The 21,746-nt window shown below is 34.5% G+C and carries 19 protein-coding genes and 1 tRNA gene; 2 read left to right on the top strand and 18 right to left on the bottom strand.

The window, feature by feature from the left end; genetic code table 11:
- The first annotated feature begins 19 nt into the window (after positions 1 to 19).
- The gene (locus JJL45_RS09500; RefSeq protein WP_068604391.1) at positions 20 to 1,033 is read left to right on the top strand and encodes a M28 family metallopeptidase; all 1,014 of its coding nucleotides are present in this window, start codon (positions 20 to 22) and stop codon (positions 1,031 to 1,033) included.
- A gap of 279 nt (positions 1,034 to 1,312) precedes the next feature.
- Here the strand turns inward: JJL45_RS09500 and JJL45_RS09495 are convergent, their stop codons facing one another.
- The 16 genes from JJL45_RS09495 to JJL45_RS09420 form a co-directional block, all read right to left on the bottom strand.
- Positions 1,313 to 1,921, bottom strand: a complete 609-nt coding sequence (locus tag JJL45_RS09495; RefSeq protein ID WP_068604393.1) for a hypothetical protein — start codon at positions 1,919 to 1,921, stop codon at positions 1,313 to 1,315.
- A 375-nt stretch (positions 1,922 to 2,296) separates the two neighbouring features.
- Positions 2,297 to 3,589: a cryptochrome/photolyase family protein gene (locus JJL45_RS09490; RefSeq protein ID WP_068604395.1), complete on the bottom strand. Its 1,293-nt coding sequence runs from the start codon at positions 3,587 to 3,589 to the stop codon at positions 2,297 to 2,299.
- On the bottom strand, positions 3,579 to 4,064 hold the full coding sequence (locus tag JJL45_RS09485) for an SRPBCC family protein (protein WP_068604396.1): 486 nt from the start codon (positions 4,062 to 4,064) through the stop codon (positions 3,579 to 3,581). Before JJL45_RS09485 ends, JJL45_RS09490 begins: the two co-directional genes overlap by 11 nt.
- Before the next feature lie 3 nt (positions 4,065 to 4,067).
- Positions 4,068 to 4,541 (bottom strand): TspO/MBR family protein, encoded by a 474-nt coding sequence (locus tag JJL45_RS09480; RefSeq protein ID WP_068604398.1) that lies wholly within the window; start codon positions 4,539 to 4,541, stop codon positions 4,068 to 4,070.
- Positions 4,542 to 4,713: 172 nt separating this feature from the next.
- Positions 4,714 to 5,409, bottom strand: a complete 696-nt coding sequence (locus JJL45_RS09475; protein WP_068604400.1) for a lycopene cyclase domain-containing protein — start codon at positions 5,407 to 5,409, stop codon at positions 4,714 to 4,716.
- A 5-nt stretch (positions 5,410 to 5,414) separates the two neighbouring features.
- Entirely contained in the window at positions 5,415 to 5,861 is a 447-nt protein-coding gene (locus JJL45_RS09470) for a sterol desaturase family protein (RefSeq protein WP_068604402.1), read from the bottom strand.
- Complete coding sequence (locus tag JJL45_RS09465; RefSeq protein WP_202664118.1) at positions 5,858 to 6,295, bottom strand: hypothetical protein; 438 nt, start codon at positions 6,293 to 6,295, stop codon at positions 5,858 to 5,860. Before JJL45_RS09465 ends, JJL45_RS09470 begins: the two co-directional genes overlap by 4 nt.
- Positions 6,295 to 7,137, bottom strand: coding sequence for a phytoene/squalene synthase family protein (locus JJL45_RS09460; protein ID WP_068604405.1), 843 nt, complete (start codon positions 7,135 to 7,137; stop codon positions 6,295 to 6,297). Before JJL45_RS09460 ends, JJL45_RS09465 begins: the two co-directional genes overlap by 1 nt.
- Positions 7,121 to 8,602, bottom strand: coding sequence for a phytoene desaturase family protein (locus JJL45_RS09455; protein WP_068604407.1), 1,482 nt, complete (start codon positions 8,600 to 8,602; stop codon positions 7,121 to 7,123). Before JJL45_RS09455 ends, JJL45_RS09460 begins: the two co-directional genes overlap by 17 nt.
- 47 nt (positions 8,603 to 8,649) lie before the next feature.
- Entirely contained in the window at positions 8,650 to 9,618 is a 969-nt protein-coding gene (locus tag JJL45_RS09450) for a fasciclin domain-containing protein (RefSeq protein ID WP_068604409.1), read from the bottom strand.
- Between the two features lie 201 nt (positions 9,619 to 9,819).
- Positions 9,820 to 10,713: a MerR family transcriptional regulator gene (locus tag JJL45_RS09445; protein WP_068604410.1), complete on the bottom strand. Its 894-nt coding sequence runs from the start codon at positions 10,711 to 10,713 to the stop codon at positions 9,820 to 9,822.
- 262 nt (positions 10,714 to 10,975) lie between these two features.
- Positions 10,976 to 12,553 (bottom strand): T9SS type A sorting domain-containing protein, encoded by a 1,578-nt coding sequence (locus tag JJL45_RS09440; protein WP_082935979.1) that lies wholly within the window; start codon positions 12,551 to 12,553, stop codon positions 10,976 to 10,978.
- Entirely contained in the window at positions 12,537 to 13,838 is a 1,302-nt protein-coding gene (locus tag JJL45_RS09435) for a glycoside hydrolase family 117 protein (RefSeq protein ID WP_068604414.1), read from the bottom strand. Before JJL45_RS09435 ends, JJL45_RS09440 begins: the two co-directional genes overlap by 17 nt.
- Positions 13,831 to 15,555, bottom strand: a complete 1,725-nt coding sequence (locus JJL45_RS09430; protein ID WP_068604415.1) for a glycoside hydrolase family 2 protein — start codon at positions 15,553 to 15,555, stop codon at positions 13,831 to 13,833. Before JJL45_RS09430 ends, JJL45_RS09435 begins: the two co-directional genes overlap by 8 nt.
- Before the next feature lie 15 nt (positions 15,556 to 15,570).
- Positions 15,571 to 17,850, bottom strand: a complete 2,280-nt coding sequence (locus JJL45_RS09425; protein WP_068604418.1) for an FAD-dependent oxidoreductase — start codon at positions 17,848 to 17,850, stop codon at positions 15,571 to 15,573.
- Entirely contained in the window at positions 17,847 to 19,496 is a 1,650-nt protein-coding gene (locus JJL45_RS09420; RefSeq protein WP_068604420.1) for a sodium:solute symporter family protein, read from the bottom strand. Before JJL45_RS09420 ends, JJL45_RS09425 begins: the two co-directional genes overlap by 4 nt.
- 163 nt (positions 19,497 to 19,659) lie before the next feature.
- On the opposite strand from JJL45_RS09420, the gene JJL45_RS09415 reads away from it, so the two are divergent.
- Complete coding sequence (locus JJL45_RS09415; RefSeq protein ID WP_068604422.1) at positions 19,660 to 20,676, top strand: LacI family DNA-binding transcriptional regulator; 1,017 nt, start codon at positions 19,660 to 19,662, stop codon at positions 20,674 to 20,676.
- Between the two features lie 68 nt (positions 20,677 to 20,744).
- On the opposite strand, the gene JJL45_RS09410 is transcribed toward JJL45_RS09415, so the two are convergent.
- Positions 20,745 to 20,820, bottom strand: a tRNA-His gene (locus JJL45_RS09410).
- 114 nt (positions 20,821 to 20,934) lie between these two features.
- Positions 20,935 to 21,651 carry a bacillithiol biosynthesis deacetylase BshB1 gene (bshB1, locus tag JJL45_RS09405; RefSeq protein WP_068604424.1) on the bottom strand — a complete coding sequence of 239 codons (717 nt, stop codon included), beginning with the start codon at positions 21,649 to 21,651 and terminating at the stop codon, positions 20,935 to 20,937.
- Positions 21,652 to 21,746 lie beyond the last annotated feature (95 nt).

The following is a 21,746-nucleotide window of genomic DNA, read 5'->3' as shown; positions in this document are numbered from 1 at the left end:
ATTATAAATAAGATTAAGTTTGAAACATTTTATCACCCTTTTTTGTGCTGCATTTTTACTAAACTCTTGTAACAGTAACTCACAGAGTAAAACCCTAAGTAAAACCTCTATTGATCCTGAACCTTATGCTAAAATTATATCCGCGGAAAGCTTAAAGAAAAAGCTATACACTTATGCTTCAGATGAATTTGAAGGACGTGGCACTGGTGAACCTGGACAAAAAAAAGCTGTTGAGTTTTTGAAAAATTTCTACATCGCTAATGAAATTCCGTCACCCCTTGGAGAAGGCAACTATTTTCAAAAAGTGCCTTCCTCTTTTCTTCCAACAGGTACAAAAGATTCAGAAAATGTTTTAGCCTATATTAAAGGTTCTGAAAAACCAGATGAAATTTTAGTTATTTCAGCGCATCTAGATCATATTGGTGTGTCTTCAAATGGAGATATTAACAATGGTGCCGATGATGATGGTTCTGGAACGGTAGCTATTTTAGAAATAGCTAAAGCTTTTAAAGCTGCCGAAAAAGCTGGTCACGGACCAAAACGAACCATTTTATTTCTACATGTTACTGCCGAAGAAATTGGATTACAAGGTTCTAAATATTATACCGATGTGGAGCCTATTTTCCCTTTAAAGAATACGGTAACCGATTTAAACATCGATATGATTGGACGTGTTGATGACAAACATAAAAACGGAAAAAATTATTTGTACTTAATAGGATCTGATAAATTAAGTAAGGAACTCCATGACGTTTCTGAAGCTGTTAATAATAAATATGTGAACTTGGATTTGGATTATACTTATAATGATGATAACGACCCAAACCGTTTCTATTACCGTTCTGACCACTATAATTTTGCAAAAAACAACATTCCTGTGATTTTCTATTTTAACGGAACGCATGACGATTACCACAGACCAAGTGATACGCCAGATAAAATTAACTATGAATTTTTAGAAACCCGTGCACGTTTGGTTTTTTACACTGCTTGGGAATTGGCAAATCGTGAAAATCGTGTGAAATTAGATTAACGATTCATACACCTTAGCAAATAGGTGATTATTTTGGATTTGTACTTTTTGAGTTCAATATTTTTGATCACGAATCAAGACTAATAAAAGTAAAAAAAGAGGCTGAATTAAAGTTAAAACAATCGTCATTCTGTGCTCGACACAGAATCTCATCATATTGAAAATCAACAATTATGAGAATCTGAAATAAATTCAGATTGACGTCAAATTAACTTTAAACCAGCCTCTTTTTTTATATTAAGAACTTTTCTGTTTGTTAGCTTACTAAAAAACCAACAATTACTTCAATCCCTTTTTCTTTAAATCTTTAGCGAATTCTTTCGCTAGTTTAGCATAACCTTCAGAAATACGGTATCCAGAGTTATAATCGAAGCCCATAGCTCCTTGACCTTCAACTTTAGTGTACATTCCAGAAAATAATATTTTATCTGGAGCACTATTTTCATAAATACTAATTAAAGCTTCTATTTTAGCATTTTGTCTCATAACACCCACATTATAACCTGCGTACATTAAAGTTGTTTTTATAACCATAGTGTGCGAAGCAGTAGTTTCTTTAGTAACTTTTACTTCACCATCTTCAAATCTTTTATTGAAAGACTCTATAAACTTTGGCTCATAAACATTTTCTCTATCTGCAAACCATGATTTTTTAAATACCTCTCCTGCCCCTGCTTCTTTTTCCTCTCTCTTGGCCATTTTATCCTCAAGAAACTCTTCTTCAGAATCGTATTTAGGAATTTCTACTCCAGCGTAGTCAAAAACTAAAGTGTACTCTTTAATATCCTTTAAAGACTTAAAAGATCCTTCTTTTACTTTTAATTTTTGAGCGTAACCTGCTGTTGTAGCTAATAATAAAATTAATGCGAATTGTAATAGGTTTTTCATTTTTACTTTTTGGTTAGTTAATGTATGTTAATTTTTAGTTGGGCCAAATATAACCTTTAATGTATCGCATCAAAGTGATCCTTTAATAAACTATCATAAATATTCACGGAATGGAGACTACGGATCGACAAACAGTTTGTTTATTGATTTAGAGAATAAATTTTAGAACATCTTAACCATTAAGCTCCAAAAGAAAATCATCATTTTGTACAAAGGCTATTGCTCAAAGATTACTTGCTGAGTAAGTTGAAGCATTAAAAGACTTAAATATGTCAAGGGGTTAAAAAGGGCTTCTTACAGCAGTAGTCACAAGACTTGGCTTGTTCTTAATTGTTTTTCGAAATCCCCCAACACTAAAATTAATCCGCTTTATGATTAACTTAGTGCTTGGCGATAAACATGTAAACAGCGCTCTCGGGCTGCTTTGTGTTCGATAATAGGTTTCGGATAATCTAACTCCTGAAATTCGGGTACCCATCGTTTTATATATTCTAAATCTTTATCAAACTTTTTAATTTGAGTTGTGGGATTAAATATTCTAAAATATGGAGCAGCATCGCAGCCTGTACCTGCTGCCCATTGCCAATTACCGTTATTGGAGGCCAGCTCGAAGTCTAATAGTTTTTCAGCAAAATAAGCCTCACCCCAACGCCAATCGATTAACAGGTGCTTACATAAAAACCCTGCAGTAATCATGCGAACACGATTATGCATGTAACCCGTTTTATTTAGCTCACGCATACCGGCATCAACTAATGGATATCCGGTTTCTCCTGCACACCATTTTTTAAAATCAGATTCATCATGCCTCCAAATAACATTATCATATTTGGATTTAAAATTTTGAGTCACCACTTTCGGGAAATGAAACAATATCTGCATAAAAAATTCACGCCAAATCAGCTCACTTAAAAATACAGCATTGGTTTGATGGGCATGATCCACTATTCTACGAATGCTAACCAGACCAAAACGTAAATATGGTGATAAATTCGAGGTTTTATCTAAGGCCGGATAGTCTCTCAGTTCATCATACGCTTTTAAATCATTTAGTTGATATGGTTTTACTTTGATATCGCTTTCCTTAAAACCAAGTTTTTCGAGTGTTGGGAAAGTACATTGAAACTTTAAAAACTGTGATTTAAGATTTAAACAATCGAAAGTGGCCGTATGTACTTTTAAATTGAAGTGCTTCAACCACTGATTTTTATAGGGTGTATAAACGGTATACGGACTTTTGTCTGCTTTTAAAATATCATGTTCTTCAAAAATAACCTGATCTTTATATGAATGCGTCTGTATATTTTGGGTATTTAGAAACGCGGATATTTGATTATCTCTTTTTATCGCATAAGGCTCGTAATCCTTATTGAAATATACCTTTTCAACGCGATATTCAGTACATAGTTTCTTCCAAATATTTAAAGGTTTTCCTTTTAAAACGAGTAGCGAGCTTCCAAAGGACTTAAGCTGTATATCTATTTCATTTAAGCTGTTATAAATGAAGGTAATTCTAGCATCACTTTCAGGGAGTGACTCAAGGATATCTTCATCAAAAATAAAAATGGGTAAGACCTTATTTCCTGAATTTAGAGCAAAATGAAGCGCGGTATTATCCTCCAAACGCAAATCGCGACGAAACCAAAAAATAGTTATTTTATTTTCCATTGAATCTTTCTTCTAAGACCTCATGCCTATATTTAAAAATAGCCTTAAGCTCATTCTTTATATAAAAACGGTGTGCCAAATCCCCTAAAACCCCAAAAGGTAATTTATAGGATATTTTATCCTTCATTAAAGTTTTCCCTTCAGACAAAGCTTCAAAAAAATGTTCATGATGCCATAAATTGTAAGGCCCAAATCGTTGTTCATCTATAAAATATTCCTGATGCTTAACTTGCGTGATTTCTGTAACCCAATTCTGTGTTATTCCTTGAAACAAACCCACTTTATAAGTGATTATTTGTCCGGGATAAGCTCTTTCATCTACTTTAGACGTGATTTCAAAGCCCATTTTAGGAGGCGTAATTTCTTTAAGGTTTTCCGGAGCACTAAAAAACAACCAAGCTTCCTCTAACGGAATATTTAAAATCTGTTCGGTATACAGTGTGTATATGCCAGAATGTTTTTCAAATCGCATCATATTTTAATTATTGAAAAAAATGTAAGCGTTTAAACTTGTAGCTATGGTCATCCAAATTAAATAAGGACAAATTAAAAGCGTGTAGAGCTTAAGCCTCTTATAAAAATTAATTGTAAAAAATCCTATGAGCAACCAAAGCAACACAATGGTGATTAATCCTAGCAGTACCTCATGTTTATTAAAGAAAATGTAATTCCAACTCACATTTAATACCCATTGTAAACTATAGAGTACGATAAGGTATTTGCTTAAGGCTTCAAATTGAAAACTTAGCTTTGTCATGTAAAAGGCAAAGAGGAACATGATTGTAAACCAAGCGGCTCCAAAAACCCAGCCTGGTGGTGTCCAAGGCGCCTGATTTAATGAGGTGTACCATTCAGATTGTGGTCCATTATTCATTAATACCGCCCCAATCACCAAGGCCAATATGTTAGTAACTAGAAAAATGGCAAAACGGATGTATTTATTTTTAAGCATAGGTGTATTCTATTTTAAAAAGATTGGTTTAAATCATTTCAATGTATTTGATCATAGGAATCCTTTCATTCCGACGAATCATTAAAAAGCATCTGGTTGCATGAGATTTCTCGTCAGTCGTTCCTCCTTCTGTCGAAATGACAAAACAGCGAAAAACAAAATCATACATGGATTAAGCATGGTATTTTCTTTCAAAAAAATTAAACAGTAATTGTACTGAAAACAGCAAATTGAAAGCGTAAAAAGCATCTTCAAAAGGGATGGTGAGCAAACGAAATCCGAGGTTTTCAGAATCGTCATAAAACACGACTGGCGCTTCAGTAAAACCACCTGTAAGCACACCATTAACTATAAAAAACGGCATTAATATGATACAAAATACCGGCAAATACTTTCTTAAAGTCTCCAAGTGTCGTAGTACCCCATACCCCATCAGGAGTATAAAAAATATAAAATTGATGGTCGTATACCATTTCCCAAAATGTAATAAAAGCAAACTACTTGCTAGTACTATTAATGACCAACTCGCCCAAGTAGCCACTAAACGTGATGTTTTTAAATTAGGAAAATAATATCTAATAACTTCATAAGTAAACAAACAAGCGTAGGGTATACAAAAGAAAAATAGCCATTCTTCTATTGGCATTTTAAAAATTAAAAATGATAAATGGTAATCTGAATTAAATCCCCAAACTCCTAAAGATGTAAACCAAGCATCCCAAATTAAGAAAGGTATAGCTACCAATAAAATGCTATAAAAAGCGGGTTTAAAATACTGTATAAAGTGAAATTTTTTCTCAAAAATACTGTACAGCAAAGGTACACTAAGACTGCCCAAATTTAATATTAAGTATAAATAGTGATTCACTGTTATTATTTAAAATATTTGAAAGGTACCAATAACATCCCAAAACATTCACCGTCGGGTTTATCGAGGTGTTTGTGATGGATACGATGGGCTTTTCGTAACCCTTTTAAATACCAATTTTTGGTGTTTTTAAACCAATTAAAACGCTTATGTATTAAAACATCATGGATTAAAAAATAAGCCACACCATAACAAAAAATGCCTAGTCCTACGAAAAAAAGAGGGTTTAACACTGGGGTCACTCCAAAATAAAATAACAAAATGCTGGGTATAGCGAAAATCACAAAAAAAGCATCATTTTTCTCAAATACATGGGGATAACCGGGTTGGTGATGATCGGCATGTAAAAACCAACCAAAACCATGCATAATGTACTTGTGAGTACACCATGTAACGCCTTCCATAATAATGAAGGTTAACAACGTTGTTCCTATATAAATCAAAACATTCATATCGAGGTGTTTTTCACAATGTATTCATCCAAATAATCCGTTTCATCTTGATGATTCATTGCTTTCATTAAAAGGGCTTTATCTTGTTCAATATCAGAATTATAATTTAAAAAACTTGGAATATTTTCTTGAATAACAAGACGCACATACCTTAAATGTACGTTTTTATCATGTTTTGAAATGAGCCCATCCAATTGGTTTTTATACCTATTAAACACTTTTACTTTATTCCATGGTAAACGTTCGTACTTAGCTTGCTTCATTTTAAAAGAAATGACGTAAGCTTGAACATCAACATCAGAATCATTTTCATATTTTTCAATAAATTGTAATTCCTTTTCTGGAGTTAAAGCCTCGTGATATTCCAGAATATAACCTGGCAGATTCGCCCCAAATACCATCATAATGATCAGGTTTAAAAATACAAATTTCATTAAATAATATTTAATTTATACTTGACATAGCTCCTTGCTAATAAATTCATCTTCATAGCATTAGAAATCCTAATTCTAGTTTTCATAATTTCAGAAAAAGATACTTTTTTTAATTTTTTTAATAATCTTAAATAGTAACGATACGCCATATAGACTCCAAATTTGGCTTCCACAGGTAATTTCAATACACCATGATGAAAAGCGTAATCAAAATCTTCTTCAATTTCTTTTATAATAGTTGCTTTAGAATGATCGTCTAAAGAAGAAAAGTTAACATTCGGAAAATATGAACGGTTTAATACCTCGTAATCATCTTTTAAATCTCTTAAAAAATTCACTTTCTGAAATGCAGAACCTAGGCGCATGGCAGCATCTTTGAGCTCATCGTATTTTTGTTGATTTCCATTTACAAAAACTTTCAAACACATGAGTCCTACTACATCTGCTGAACCATAAATATAAGCCTTGTATTCATCAACATTCGTATAAGCTGTTTTATATAAATCGGCTTTCATACTTTTTAAAAAAGCCTGCACCAAATCATCTTGAATATCATATTTATCTACCGTATGAATAAAAGCATTTATTACAGGATTTAAACTAATACTTCTGCTTTTAGATTCGTAATATTGATTTTCAAACTCTGCAAACAAATCCTCTTTATTGTAATCGTGAAAGGAATCTACAATTTCATCGGCAAGGCGAACAAAACCATAAATATTATAAATATCTGCACGTATTTTTGGTGCCAACATTCTGGTAGCCAACGTAAAGGATGTACTATATTTTTGGGTAACAAGCTTACTGCATGAGTAAGAAACATCATCAAACAACTGTTTCATTTTTGTAAGTTTTTAAAATTGAATCTGATGCGATTTTTCCGGAGATTAATGACGGTGGTACTCCGGGACCTGGCACTGTGAGTTGTCCTGTAAAAAACAAGCCCTTCACTTTTTTGCTTTTAATTTTTGGTCTTAAAAAAGCCGTTTGTGTTAAAATATTAGCCAAACCGTAGGCATTACCTTTATAGGAGTTGTAATCCTTTATAAAATCGTTGACACAAAAACTCTCTTTAAAAATGATGTGTTCACGAACTTTTTGATTTGTTAAAAGTTCTAACCGTTCTATAATCAGATTAAAGTATTCTTCTCTAATTTGAGGCGTATCCTTTATACCTGGTGCTAAGGGGATTAAAAAAGTCCCCGCTTCTTTACCTTTTGGTGCGAAACTAGCATCGGTAATAGATGGAAAGCTCGCATAAAACAAGGGTTTTTCTGGCCATTCTGGGGTATCGTAAATACTTTTGGCATGGGTATCAAAATCGGTGTCAAAAAACAAGGTATGGTGACAAACATGCTCTATTTTTTTATCAAACCCCACATAAAAAAGCAAGGAAGACGGTGCAAACACTTTAGAATCCCAATAGGTTTCAGAATATTGTTGGTACTTTTCAGGTAATAGCGTTTCGGTATGATGATAATCGGCGCCACTTAGAACCATGGAGGTTTCTAGTCTTTCTCCGTTTACTACCAAAGCATCAATTTCTCCTTGAACATTTACTTTTATTTCTTCAACATTGGCATCCGTTTTAAAGACTACACCTAACGATTTTGCCAAGGCAATCATGGCCTCAATAACCATATACATGCCACCTTTTGGGTGCCAAGTTCCTAATCCGAAATCGGCATAATTCATAAAATTATAAAACGCAGGGGTGTTACTAGGTTTTGCCCCCAAGAACAACACCGGAAACTCTAAAATTTGAATCAGCTTTTTACTCTTAATATGCTTTCTTACTTGCGATCTTAAACTTGAAAAAAACTGAGTAATTTTAGTTATAGTCTCCGGAGTCACTAATTCTAAAGCTGAGGCTCCTGGTTTGTAAACCAAGTTATTAATTGATACATCATAATTATAGGCGGCAGATTTAAGAAAAGCTTGAAGATGTTTAGAACTTCCTGGCTCCTCTTTTTCAAAAACCTTATAAATAGCCTCTAGATGACCTGGAATGGTAATCGCATCTGCTTCATCAAAATATACCTGATAAGCAGGGTCTAACCTTTCTAGTTCATAAAAATCGGAAGGCTTTTTATTAAAATCTGAGAAAAATTTCTCAAAAACATCCGGCATCCAGTACCATGTCGGTCCAATATCGAATGTAAATCCGTCTCTAAGAAGCTGTCTTGCACGGCCTCCAACGGTTTTATTTTTCTCTAGAATCGTTACGTGATAACCTGCTTGCGCTAGATAACAAGAAGCCGATAATGCTGAAAATCCAGAGCCTATTATGTATATATTTTTTTTCAAATGCGAGATATTAATAGCCTAAGCTGGTTAAAACAAATCTGTGTTGATTAAGGTAAAAGCACAGCATCAATAGCATGGATAACACCATTTGTCCCCTGCACATCACTTGTTTGTGGGCTAACAATGATATTAACTGTTTGATTGCTAGTCGTCATTATTTGTGCTCCATTGGATAAATCTATGGTGATTTCGCCACCGCTTAACATGGTAACATCACCGTTACTTAATTGATCTGACTGCACATTGGCAGGTGTGATCACATGGTATTTCAAAACAGCATCTAAAGTTGCAATAGGAATATCTGCTAAAGAGTTCCAAGCACTATTAGTGTCTAATAAATTTTGAAAAGCTTGATTTGTTGGCGCAAAAACTGTGAAAGGTCCATCGCCTGAAAGTACCGAAACAAAATCTGTAGTATGTCTGCTGTCGGTTAAAGCAGCCACTAATGAAGTAAAGCCACTATTATTTAAAGCTAGCATCACAATATTGCTTGGCAACATAACTTCGTCGATAATATGCACCACACCATTTGTAGCATCATAATCGACACTTATGGGCTGAGCACTACCATTAAAAACAACACCACCAGTGGTTTCAACCTGTAGTGATAAAGGTTCACTATTTGGTCCAGTAGACAAAGTATTTACATAGGTGTTTGACAAGTCGGTAGAATTAATTTCATCACCAACAACGTGGAATAACAATACAGCTTGAAGGGTTTCTACAGGAACATCAGCTAAGGAATTCCATGAAGCATTGGAGTCTAATAATGCTTGAAAGGCTGTATTATTAGGCGCGAACAATGTAAAACTACCCGAACCATCCAAATCATCATCTAAACCTGCAACCTCTAAAGCAGCGGCTAAACTGGATAACTCAGGTTTTTCAGATACAATGTCTGTAATAGTTGAGGGTTTTTCTCCACTATTAGAATCATCATCACTGCTACAAGAGAACATTGGAACTAGTAACAGAAAGCATAAAGTAAGTCTGATTAATTTTCTTTGAAATAACATAAGGTTTAATTTTTTAATTAATACTCGTTTAAATAAACACTGCTTAAAAAATAGTTTTGTTTAACATTTAATAATTTTAATTAAACAAAAGTAAACTAAGCCAAAAAAATAGTGCCTTATAACACTAAAACACATTCAAAGATAATAAATTTTGTTTAACAATTACAAAATAAAGTTAAACAAAATAATTTAAGGACGGTATTAAAGGTTTTGCAAGAGTTCGAGAAGTGAAGGATATGTAGTGATATTTGCTGTAAAATCAACATCTTTCACAAATGCTGTTTTTTCGCCAGTAGCAATGAGTTGATGTTTGGTATCTTTTAGAATGTCATTAATTTCCTGAAAATACCCGATAACTTTATCATCGTAGGGCATGACCGTTAAACAGGTTACAAAACAAATGGCATCTTCACTTTCAAAAAAGTAATCCAGATTATTAAGCGGTAGACTTTGTCCGAGGTAAATCGTTCTATGACCACGTAGCGTCAATTCGTAGTTTAAAAACATGAGTCCCAATTCATGAATTTCATTTTCTGGTAAGAACAAAACATAAATGGAACCAGAATCTACAGGGTGTGCTGCCAACTGCTCAATATTGATTTGTATTTTCTGAACAATCATATTAGATATAAAGTGTTCATGTGCTGGCAGTACCGTTTCGGTTTGCCACAGTAAACCAATGTGATTCAAGAAAGGAATAAAAACATCTTTAAAAATCTCTCGAAAACTCTTTTTTTGAAGCAGTTTGTTATAGGCATTATTAAACAAAACTTTATCAAACTGAAACATCGATATCTTAAGCGCATTAATAGCTTCATCGTTTATCGCGTTGTGGATAGCCAATTCCTTCGTTTTGATACGAATGGTTTCATCGGACATCTCAGCAATCTTAGAAATCTTATAATTGTTGTTATTCAACAAAACAACATTTAGTAATTTTTGCAAGCTTTTCGCTGAATAGCACCTTATATTGGTATCGGTTCTTTGCGGAGATAGTAAACCATATCTTTTTTCCCAAATACGAATGGTATGCGCTTTAATTCCTGAGAGATTCTCAAGGTCCTTAATTGTAAAGTCTTTTTTAATATTGTTCAACTATATACAGTTTTTATTAAACAAATTTAAAATTTAAAATAAATTAATAGTGTTTTAGTGGATAGAAATTTTAGAAATAAATTAAAACACTCCTTTTTCTTGAAGAGTTTGAGCACAAAAAAAGCCTTTCAATTTCTTGAAAGGCTCTTGTTTTGGGTGGGATATTAACTTCAAACGATCTAATTTACCTGCTATCAAATGAATCGTAAAAGTATAAACAAATCGTGGTTCTCTTATAAAGTTGCCTTTTTCTTAAAAAGAGTTATTTTTTAATGAACTTTTTCGAAATTCTATAATTTTCATTAAGGATTTCAATAAAGTATATACCATTGGGCAATTCAGAAGTATCAATATCCTCATTAGCTTGTACGTTATCTGAAATTAATAATTGTCCGTGTGTATTATATATTTTAACGGCGCCCTCTGCATCACTTAACTTTATAACATCTGATGTTGGATTTGGATAAATGCTTCCGGTTTTTTTGTCAAAGTCAGATACACCAAGAACTAAATTATCATTCTTATGGTAACGTACCCAATCAACCTTCATACTTGTACCATCAATAGCATCTGTAACAGGTCCCGCATAGTTATGTCCTAATATTGCTAAGCTTAACAATAATTGCGTTTTACCATGATTTTCTACAGACACCCATGAACCATCTGTATTCCATTTATTTTTTTGCAAATAAGCTGGATTAGCTTCTCTTCGAATCTCTTTCCCGTCTAAATAAAAAACATGAGCTTCAGGGGTCCATAATAATCCGTAAGTATGATACTCGTTAGCTAAATCAATGCTCGCAGTACTATCATAGCTTGCCAATTTAACCCAAGAAGCACCATTCCAATATTCTATCTCGTAATCCGAGATTAATCCATTCCAAGCGTTCGTACTACCATCATACCATCCATTCGAAAATTGAACACATCCTATTTCTTTCGCCTCACCAAATACAATTTCTAACCACTTTTCTCCCGATGCCGGTGCGATCCAACTCTTACCTACTTCTGCAACAGCTCCATCGGCTACATTTTCCGGATCAGTATTTCTACCTGCTACAACATATTGCCCACTAGCTGTGAAGGTTGTAGAAGCATCTCTAGAGTGATTGATCAACCCTGGCACATCGGTATCAGCAGTTTCTGATGTTGGTTCTGCAGGGTACCCATTTACGTTTGGTGCGTATGCTCTAAACTCTCCAATATGAAAATGAGAAGCATTATTTGATGAAAATCTTAGCTTGGTTGTATTAATGGGAGATTCTAATTCGTGTGTATAGCCACTATGACGTCCTCCAGCGCCTTCAACCGTGTATTTTTCCTGTATAGGATGTACTTCTTTATCTCCTGGTGTCCAATTATGAATATTTGTTTTGATAATATTGGGATACTGTCCTTCATTAACATCTAATTCAATTTTATCATGTCCTGGATCTGATTGACTGTATGGATATAACCAAAAGGAATTATTAGTTCCTGTAGCGCCTGCATATTTATATCTGGCTTCATAGTATCCGTATTTGAAATCATTACTCTTGGTCCAGATACTTCCAGCAGTCCATTCTTGCCCACCATGTTGTTCTTTAATCGCTTTTAGTTCTAAAATACCATTTGCCACTACGGCATTCTCTCGCCAACGGCTGCATAACACTATATCATTATCTGTTGGTCCATTAGCAGAAATCCAATGGTCATCTAGTTGTTCATTAGGGTAATCAAATTCATCTTCCCAATTTAAATACCACCCATTTTCGGGAGTTATTTCTGCTGGTAATTGTGCTAAAACTGTACTACTATAAAAGAATAGCATTACAATTGTTAGTTTACTTATTAAGTTCATTCCTATTGGTTTTAGTTAGTATTCGTTCTTTTTGTTTTTCATTTAATCCTTTGGAAAAATAGACTTCGGGTCTAAATTTTGTTTGTGTTTGTTTTAAGCCCTTATCATCTAGATCAAGACTTAAATCGCAATCAAAGCGTCCTAAAACACTGTATTCTTTTCCCCAATCATCTCCAAAATTGGTAAAATGGCATAAGCCCCAAGTAATTCCTCTACCATTTCCATTACTATTAAAAGCATCTGGAACACATGGGCCTGCGGCAATGGGAAGTAAAGCAGATACCGAAGCAATTTCAAAATTTACCCCATCGGGTGCATACTGAATGGTATTACTCTCATTTCCATTTCTAGTTACTATAGTCGCTATACCTTCTTCAAAAGGGAAATAAGCTGTTTCGTGACTCGAATTTAACACAGGATTTAAAGGATGCTTATTAAAAGGCCCCATAGGGTTGTCGGCAATTGCCAATCCGTTAGCTACCAAATAATCTGGGCGATCTCCAAAAGCAGCTTTATAGTATAAATATATCTTCCCTTTATACACTAAAGGGTACGGATCGTGTATGGAGTATTGATCCCAAGTTCCAGGCGCACCATTCTCAACCACAATTTTATTTGTTGCTGTCCATGGGCCGTCCGGAGAATTAGCATAAGAAACCGTTACTGGACAAGCGTCTCCTTTTGGACTACTTCCGCTAGCGATATTAAATCCTTGGTAGTACAAGTAGAATTTATCTTCAAATTTTAAAATATCAGGCGTAGAAACCGATCTTGCACCAACATGAGGTTCTGCCGGTCTAGACACAGCTACCCCCTGTTCTTCCCAAGTAAAACCATCGGTACTGGTTGCGTACCAAATCTCTGCTAAATCCCAATCTGTAGAAGGAATAACATCGGTAGATTTGTGGGCATTACTATATCCTACAGGAGGAGCAACCGTATGCCTTTTGGTATACCAAACATAAAACTTACCATCCTCTACAATAACTTTTGATGGATCGCGGCGTGAAACTGTTCCGTCTCCATCATGATAATCAAAACCTTGAAGTGCTGTATAAGCAAAGCTGGAGTACAATTCATTATCCTCTGGTCTAGGGGTTTTGTAATTTGTATAAAGTCTTTCCATAGCCTTACTTAATGGTCTATCTGGTTTTGTTTGAGGAATATCCCAAGGAAATCCACCATATTCTTTACTTTCTTGAACCGACTCTTTTTTTTGTTGAGAGCAAGAAGAAATAAGTACTATGGCTATCAGGCTTAATAATTTTATAGTTGATTTAATCATGATACAATGCTTTAATTTGTTCGTATGCTTTTTTAGGTTCACGTTTTTCGTTTACCACTCCCCACTCTCTAAATCCCGAAGCCGGTGTTCCTTTATAACCACTTTTGTAATCATTATAAGACCATAAAGATGACCCTACAACAAAAGGATAATTACGCAAACCGCTAATCTGATTTACTAATTCTTCAGACAAGGTCCCATCATGAGCTGGTCCAATTTGTTTAATACCTATTTCGGATAAAAAAATTGGTTTTCCTGGGAATTTTTCATGTGTTTTTTCTGCTGCAAATAAGGCATTGTTATAGCTATTGATACAAATAAGATCTAACTTCTCGTAAGGTTCATTTTCCATGTTACTACCAGATTGATAAGTGGTTAATCCAACATAGGTTTTTAATCGTGTTGTATCTAAGGTTTCTACATAATCCAACATAGAATTAATGTATTCAAACTGATTTTTAGTCAAGGCTTTTTCACCCCATGGTGCTATGGAATCATTTTCCCTTAATTCATTAGCAACACTCCAACCAATTACTGATGGATGATTATAATCTCGTGTAATTAATTCGTTTAACCATGCTTTGGTTTGTGGGTTATCTTTAAAGGTTTGTTGGTCATCATCTCCCCAAACAGGAATTTCTTCAATTAATAAAAAACCATTTTCATCGCAAAATTCAAGTATATTTTTAGCTAAAGGCGCATGCATTAAACGAGACATTCTCCCTCCTAAGGCCATAATATCTTTCATATCGCTTATAACCAATTCGTCTGGTTCTGTATTTCCAAAATCAGGGTGATCGTGTACTCTATTTAAACCATTTGCATATAAAGGTTTATTGTTTAAAAATAGTTGATCGCCTCGTGCTTCAATTTTTCGAACACCAAACTTATCGGTAATTTTATCTTCTACTTTATTGGTAGCAACAGTACTTGTAACTTGATATAAGTTAGGACTTTCGAGATCCCATAAATCAAATTCTGATAAATCTCTTTCAAAAATAAGCTGATATGTTTTAGTGCTATTACCTTCTATTTCTGCTTTTAATTCTTTAGAAAACAATTCTTTATTAGCAATCGTGTTAATATTCGTATTAATGGTAATTTCTGACACATCAGCGCTATTATTCTCTAATTTATAATCCATTATAAACTTCACCATATTGGTTTCAAAATTTGGTATGGCCGAAATGTGTTGGTATACAAATCGAATCGCATTATTTTGAATTAGGGTTACATCTCTACTTATGCCACCCCACGGCCACCAGGCGCCACGATAGTAGCTGTTATCAGCCATTACTAAAACCGTATTGGGTTTATCGTAGTTTACGATATCTGTAATGTTAAACTCAAAAGGGGTGTAACCGCCAACATGTTTACCCAATAACTGTCCGTTTACCCAAACTTTAGAGGTTTGATATACGGCATCAAATTGTATTCTTATCTGTTTTCCTTTCCAATTATTTGGTACCGTAAATGCTCTTTCATAATAGGCTTTACCAATATATTTTTTGTATTCATCATGAGTATTCCAGTTTCCTGGAACCTTTAAAGTATCCCATTGATTATAATCAGCAGCTAAAATTTCAGATTCTGATAATTCCTTTTCTGTTGAAAATTGCCAAATACCGTTTAGAGATATTATATCCTGCTCATATTGAGTATTTTCACAACCTAACATAAAAAATACAACTGTGAAAACTATTAGAATTTGCTTCATAACATGAATTGTATTTTATTGACAAACAACTTCAAAAATTGTAGCTGGAACATTATTTGAAGGATGCTCAACTTCAATTAACACCCCTTTTGTTTTTATTTTATTTTTAAGTTTATGCACATTCAAACCTTGATAATTATCTTTTACCTCCACCAATACTTCACCTTCTACCGATGTAATTTTATAGTTTCTTAAACAAAAAGGAATCACATCATCATAATGTCCAAATTGCACGGTTTCCATCGCATGATCGTAATCTGTATCTAAAAACAAGCTAATTTCTGAAAGTTCTTCTACTTCTTGCCATTCTATTTTTAATGAAGGGTTTTTATCGTCTAATGCCGCTGTCCACGAATTTGCTGTACCCCAAGGTCTAACAAAGCCATTAGATATATTTTGAACCCCATAAGCATCAATAGCTGGCGAAATTTCCATAGCAATATTTTTTCCTGCTGGTCTACGTTTAGGAATCCAAAACTCGAAAGCATCTACACCAATATTTTCAGGTGGTGTTTGTTTTCCATTGTTAGAAACGGCTTTGTTTACACCATTGAAAACAGCTAAAACTCCCGAATATAATTGGTTACTTTCTTGAATTTTCAATTTTTCGTTAGCCATAAAACACACAAAAGCATACTGATCTTTTGTTAATGCTTTTGAAAACGGTACTTCAACCATTTGTTCGCCAGGAACCATATCAATAATTACAGTTTCTAAAGTGATGTCTGGAGTATAATTATACTGCTTTTCTGCAACGCGTAATTGGACTTCTAATTGTGTTTTTTCAGTAGCGTTTACGGCTATTTTAAAGTTGTATTTTATTTCTTTTTTTAACGGAAGTAAAGCTGCTGCCGAAGTTTCTAAAGACAACCAATCGCCATCAAAGTCAATTGTACCTAGTGCCAATTCTGAAGACGCTGTAACTGTTGCTTTTGAAACCAAATTACTTTCGGCATCAATTGGAATATTCGGGATACTTTGTCCGATTAAATTCAATTCATTTTGCAACTGTTTTATTTTACCGTTTTTCAAAATATCGGCTGGTTGAATGCCTTCTGACACACAAATAGCTGCTGCCATTCCTACTGCCTGAGCAGTAAACCCTGTGGTAGCCATAACTCGTGTTGAACCAAAAGCCACATGCGAAGCGCTTATAATTCTGCCAGCCATTAATAAATTATCGATGTCTTTATTTACAAAACTGCTATAAGGAATATCATAAATTCCTTTACTATGCCATTGTGTACACCCCGATTTATCACTATAAACACCATCGGCAGGATGAAGATCTATGGCCCAACCACCATAACCTATAGCGTCGTCAAATCTTTTTTGCTCTATAACGTCTTGTTGCTTCATCATATAAAGGCCTTCAAAACGACGACTTTCCCTTTTTCCGGGAATATTACCAACCCATTCTAAGGTTAAATTTTCGACATCTTCAAATTCACCCGAATTTTTGATGTAATCCCAAACGCCATACACAACTTTCCAGAGTTCATGTTTAATTTCTTCAGTATCGTGAATGGTATCTTTTCTTCCTCCGTACTCTAACCACCAAAAACGACAACCGGTATCGTCTTTTTCAATGATTTTATATCGTGGTACTTTGGTAATATCCTTTAAAGCGTACTCTGGCGCCACGTATTTTACGGGTTTAGAAGCGCGTTTAGTATAGAAAAAGATTGAATGCCCCAACAGCTCTCCGTAAGCTATATCGGGAGCAAATAATTCGCCAAATTCTTCTTTTGCTTCTGCACCAATTCTAAAGCTTGCTCCTGCTTGAAAAGCAACAATACCATCGCCAGAAGCATCACAAAAAAGTGGTGCTGAAATGTTATAAAAAGTAGCATTCTGACTATTATAAGCCTTTACAGAAGCTATTTTATGATCGCCATTTTTTACCGTATCATAAACTGCTGTATTTAACAACAGTGTAATGTTTTTTTCGGCTAAAACTTTATCAATTAAAATGGTATCAAAAATAACGGGGTTACCTTCTTTATTTCGATATAAATTCTCTACGAAAATTTCATTAACCACCCCACCTTCTCTGGACCAACGGTTGTTGTTTCCCATATGAGATGTTGCCCCTAACGCCCAAAGTCGGACTTCAGATGAGGCATTACCACCTAACACAGGACGATCTTGTATTAAAGTTGTTTTTACACCTTTTCTAGCTGATGTAATAGCTGCACAAACACCGGCTAAACCTCCGCCAACAATAACAAAATCACTAATAAAATCAAGCTGTTTATTTGTTCGAATTGTTTTATTAAATCCCTGTACTATCATGCTTTATTTTTATAAATAATATACCCTCCTAAAATGAAAACTAAACTCCCTATGATTGTTACCGAACCCTGACCTTTTTCTGCGATAACAGCCAATACCAACATTAATATTCCTGTACATAGAACACCAATACCGATAACTAGAGCTCCACGTTTATTAGTATCCTCTTCGTCCTCTTCCTCATCTTCAAGGTGATGGTCTTCTTTTAATTTGATATATCGCGTATAATCAATAGCCGTTTGGTTAGTTAAGTTAAAATACAATTCTACCATCACGAGTAAAACAACCGGAACACCAACACCAAACATCATTTCGCTAGCTCTATCCAGTTTAAAATCAAATAATATGGGTATTAAAAACTTTAAGAAAGCATTTATGATTAGCGAACATATAGTTACCATTAAAGCACTTTTTCCTGTTAATTTATTAGAAAACAATGCCCAAATTGGAGGTAAAAACATCGCGCCACCAGTTATGGCTGCTAAACTCATAACCACCTCTACAATACCTCCCATATACGGTACCAACAAGGCTATACCTATGGTAATTAACCCGAGTACAACCGTTGCTAACTTACCAACCTTTACTAATTTCTCCGATGAGGTTGTAGGATATAATCTTTTAAAAATATCGTTACTTAGTACGCCTGCAGATATATTTAATGTGGTATTTACGGAGCTAGAGGTTGCAAAAACCATCCCTCCAAGCATCAATCCTAACATGCCAATAGGCAACACGTCTTTACACATTAATAAATACGCCCCTTCGTCTGCTAATTTTGGAAGTCCTGGATTTAAAACACTGTAAATCATTGGAGGTAGCATCCATATAATTGGACTAACCAGATAAAGTCCGCCAAACAGCAATCCCACTTTTTTAGCTTCTTTTGAATTAGACACACTTGTATATCGCTGGACATAGGCCCAGTTACCCGCTATAAAAAACAAATTATACAGTCCAAAAGCAACCATGAACCCTAGTGAATATTCTTGATTTACCAAATCGAAAAAACCTTCGGGTGCCAGCGTTACAAAATTTTGAAGTCCGTCAATCTTATCGATAGACAATGGTAATACAATTAAAACAGCGGCTGTAAGCACCACAAACTGAAGCACATCGGTAACAATTACCGCCCACAGTCCGCCAACAGCGGTATATATCAGTATCAAAACACCTAAAAAGATAATACTTGTTGTTATTGGAACTCCGGTTGAAACCTCCAATATTTTAGCTACAGGATATAAAAATGCACCAGTAGTAAACATGGATATTATTAAAAATAAATAGGTGTATATTTTTTGGGTTTTTGCTCCTAATCTTTCGGTAATAAATTGAGCCACAGTAAGCACTTTGGTTCTTTGCCATTTAGGAGCGATGAGAAAAGCAATAATAATACCAGCCAAACACATGGTCCACTGTATGGTGACAGCAACCAACCCGTTTGAATAAGCAATGGAACCCCAAACGACGAAAGTACCTGCTGAGAAAAAACTCATAAACAAGGATAAACCACTCATCCACCAAGGTAAATTACCTCCCGCAGCAAAAAAGGATTTCATGTTTTTTCCGCTTTTCGAAAAACTCATTCCGCACACAAATACCAATGCCGTAAATACAAGAATTACAATGATGTCTATATTATTCATTAATTATAATTTTCTCTATAAAAATAGTGAAGCTTTGTAACTCGAATTTTATTTCAACTAGAAATAGTTACGGAAACGTTCCCGAAAACGATATTTATTTCCGAAAACGTTTCCGAAATTCCCGAAAACTTTTATTCTATATATTTGTTTGAAATAATCACTTATGAAACATATTACCATTAAAGACATCGCCAAGAAACTAAACGTTTCTATTTCAACAGTATCTAGAGCTTTTAATGACAAATATGACATCCGTCAAGATACCAAAGAATTGATTTTAAAAACAGCTAAAGAGTTAGGTTACAGACCTAATCCTATGGCTAAAAAATTAATTCAACAGCGCAGTTTTAATATTGGTATTGTTGTTCCTGAGTTTGAAAAATCATATTTCCCACAAGTTATTTTAGGTGCACAAAATGTATTATTAGAGCATAACTACCAGGTTTTATTAATGCAATCCAATGAATCTTCGGAAACAGAACGAAAAAATGTAGAAACCTTAGTTGACAATATGGTAGACGGCCTAATTATTTCCTTATGTTCTGAAGAAGAAAACATCGCTTATTACAAACAGTTAATAGCCAAGGGGCTTCCTATTGTGTTTTTTAATCGTGTTATTGATGAACTAGAAGCCACTAAAGTACTTTTTGACGATTACAAATGGGCATTTTTTACTACTGAACACCTAATTCAGCAAGGCCTAAAAAATATTATACACATCGCACCAAAGAAAAAATACAGTTATACGAATAATAGAATTAGTGGTTATAAGGACGCTATGACAAAACATAAATTAGTTCCACAAAAAATTATTTATAGTCATTTAACGGTTGAAGATGGTGAAGAAATAGCGACTCGTTTTATTGAAACTAAAAACATCCCTGATGCAATATTTTCTTCGAATGATTATTGCGCTATTGGAGCCATGCGTGTTTTTAAACAACATGGTTTTAAAATTCCAAAAGATATTGCTTTCGCAGGTTTTTCTGAAACCCAACTTAGCGAATTTGTAGACCCTCAGTTAACAAGCGTAAGCCAGCCTACAAAACTTATTGGAAAAACCGCTGCTGAATTATTATTAAAACAAATTGATAACAAAGAGAGTAGTATCTATCAAACGGTTGTTTTAAATGGTAATTTAAATATTCGAGAATCTTCTATGAAAGTTCTAAAACTCTAGATTAATTTAATTTAGGCTGTTTTAATCCACAAAAAAAGCCTTTCAATTTCTTGAAAGGCTCTTGTTTTGGGTGGAAGATGGGATTCGAACCCACGACCCTCGGTACCACAAACCGATGCTCTAACCAACTGAGCTACAACCACCGTGTAACTGCATTTTGTAATGCGTGTGCAAATGTAAACGTTTTAAGTCTTTCCAACAAAGACTTTTTTAAAAATTTTACAGAAATTTTTAATTTTTTTTCCGCTTCAAAGCTAACTACTTTAAATCGAACAAACTACTAACAGCGGGATATCGCTCTACTGTGAAGCCTTCGCCATGCTCGGTTCCTATCAATCTCCCTAGGTCTCTGGCTCTATAAATAACACTATCGGTAAAATTTTTGCTAGATATCGGTGTTTCAGGCGCTTTACTTTTAGGATCGAAAAATTGGGTTTTATAGGCTAAAACCGCTTCCATTTTTTTATCGATAAAACCAGAAACATCAACAACCACACCGGGTTCTATATTTTTCCATTGGATGTAATGATAAACAAACTTTGGTCGCCATGCCTCTTGTAAAAATCCGTCTAAGGTGGTTTCTATTTTTGTTAATCCGCTTAAAAAACAGGCATCACTAACCAATTTACTGGCTTTACCATGGTCTATATGTCTGTCATCAATAGCATTACAAAGCACCATCTCTGGTTTATATTTTCTTATCATTTTTATAACCTCCAACTGATGCGCTTGATCGTTCACAAAAAAAGCATCAGAAAAGCCTAAATTTTCTCGAACCGAAATGCCTAAAATTTTAGCGGCATTGGCAGCTTCCACTTTTCTGGTTTCGGCGGTACCTCTAGTACCTAACTCCCCTTGTGTTAAATCGACAACACCAACCTTTTTGCCTTGAGCAACTTCTTTGGCTATCGTGGCGCCACAGCCTAATTCGACATCATCGGGGTGTGCTCCTATGGCTAAAATATCTAACTTCATATCTATTTCTTAATCTTAAAAACTAAAAATAATGTACTTACAAAATAAGACCTTTAATCGTAATTGACTTTAAAAGCTTACTAAAAACTGGCTAA

Origin of the sequence: Tamlana sp. s12 (assembly GCF_016767215.1) — a bacterium.
In the GTDB taxonomy this organism is placed as follows: Bacteria; Bacteroidota; Bacteroidia; order Flavobacteriales; family Flavobacteriaceae; genus Pseudotamlana; species Pseudotamlana agarivorans.
The sequence above is the reverse complement of the archived record's forward strand: the minus strand, read 5'-3'. Positions and strand labels throughout refer to the sequence as shown.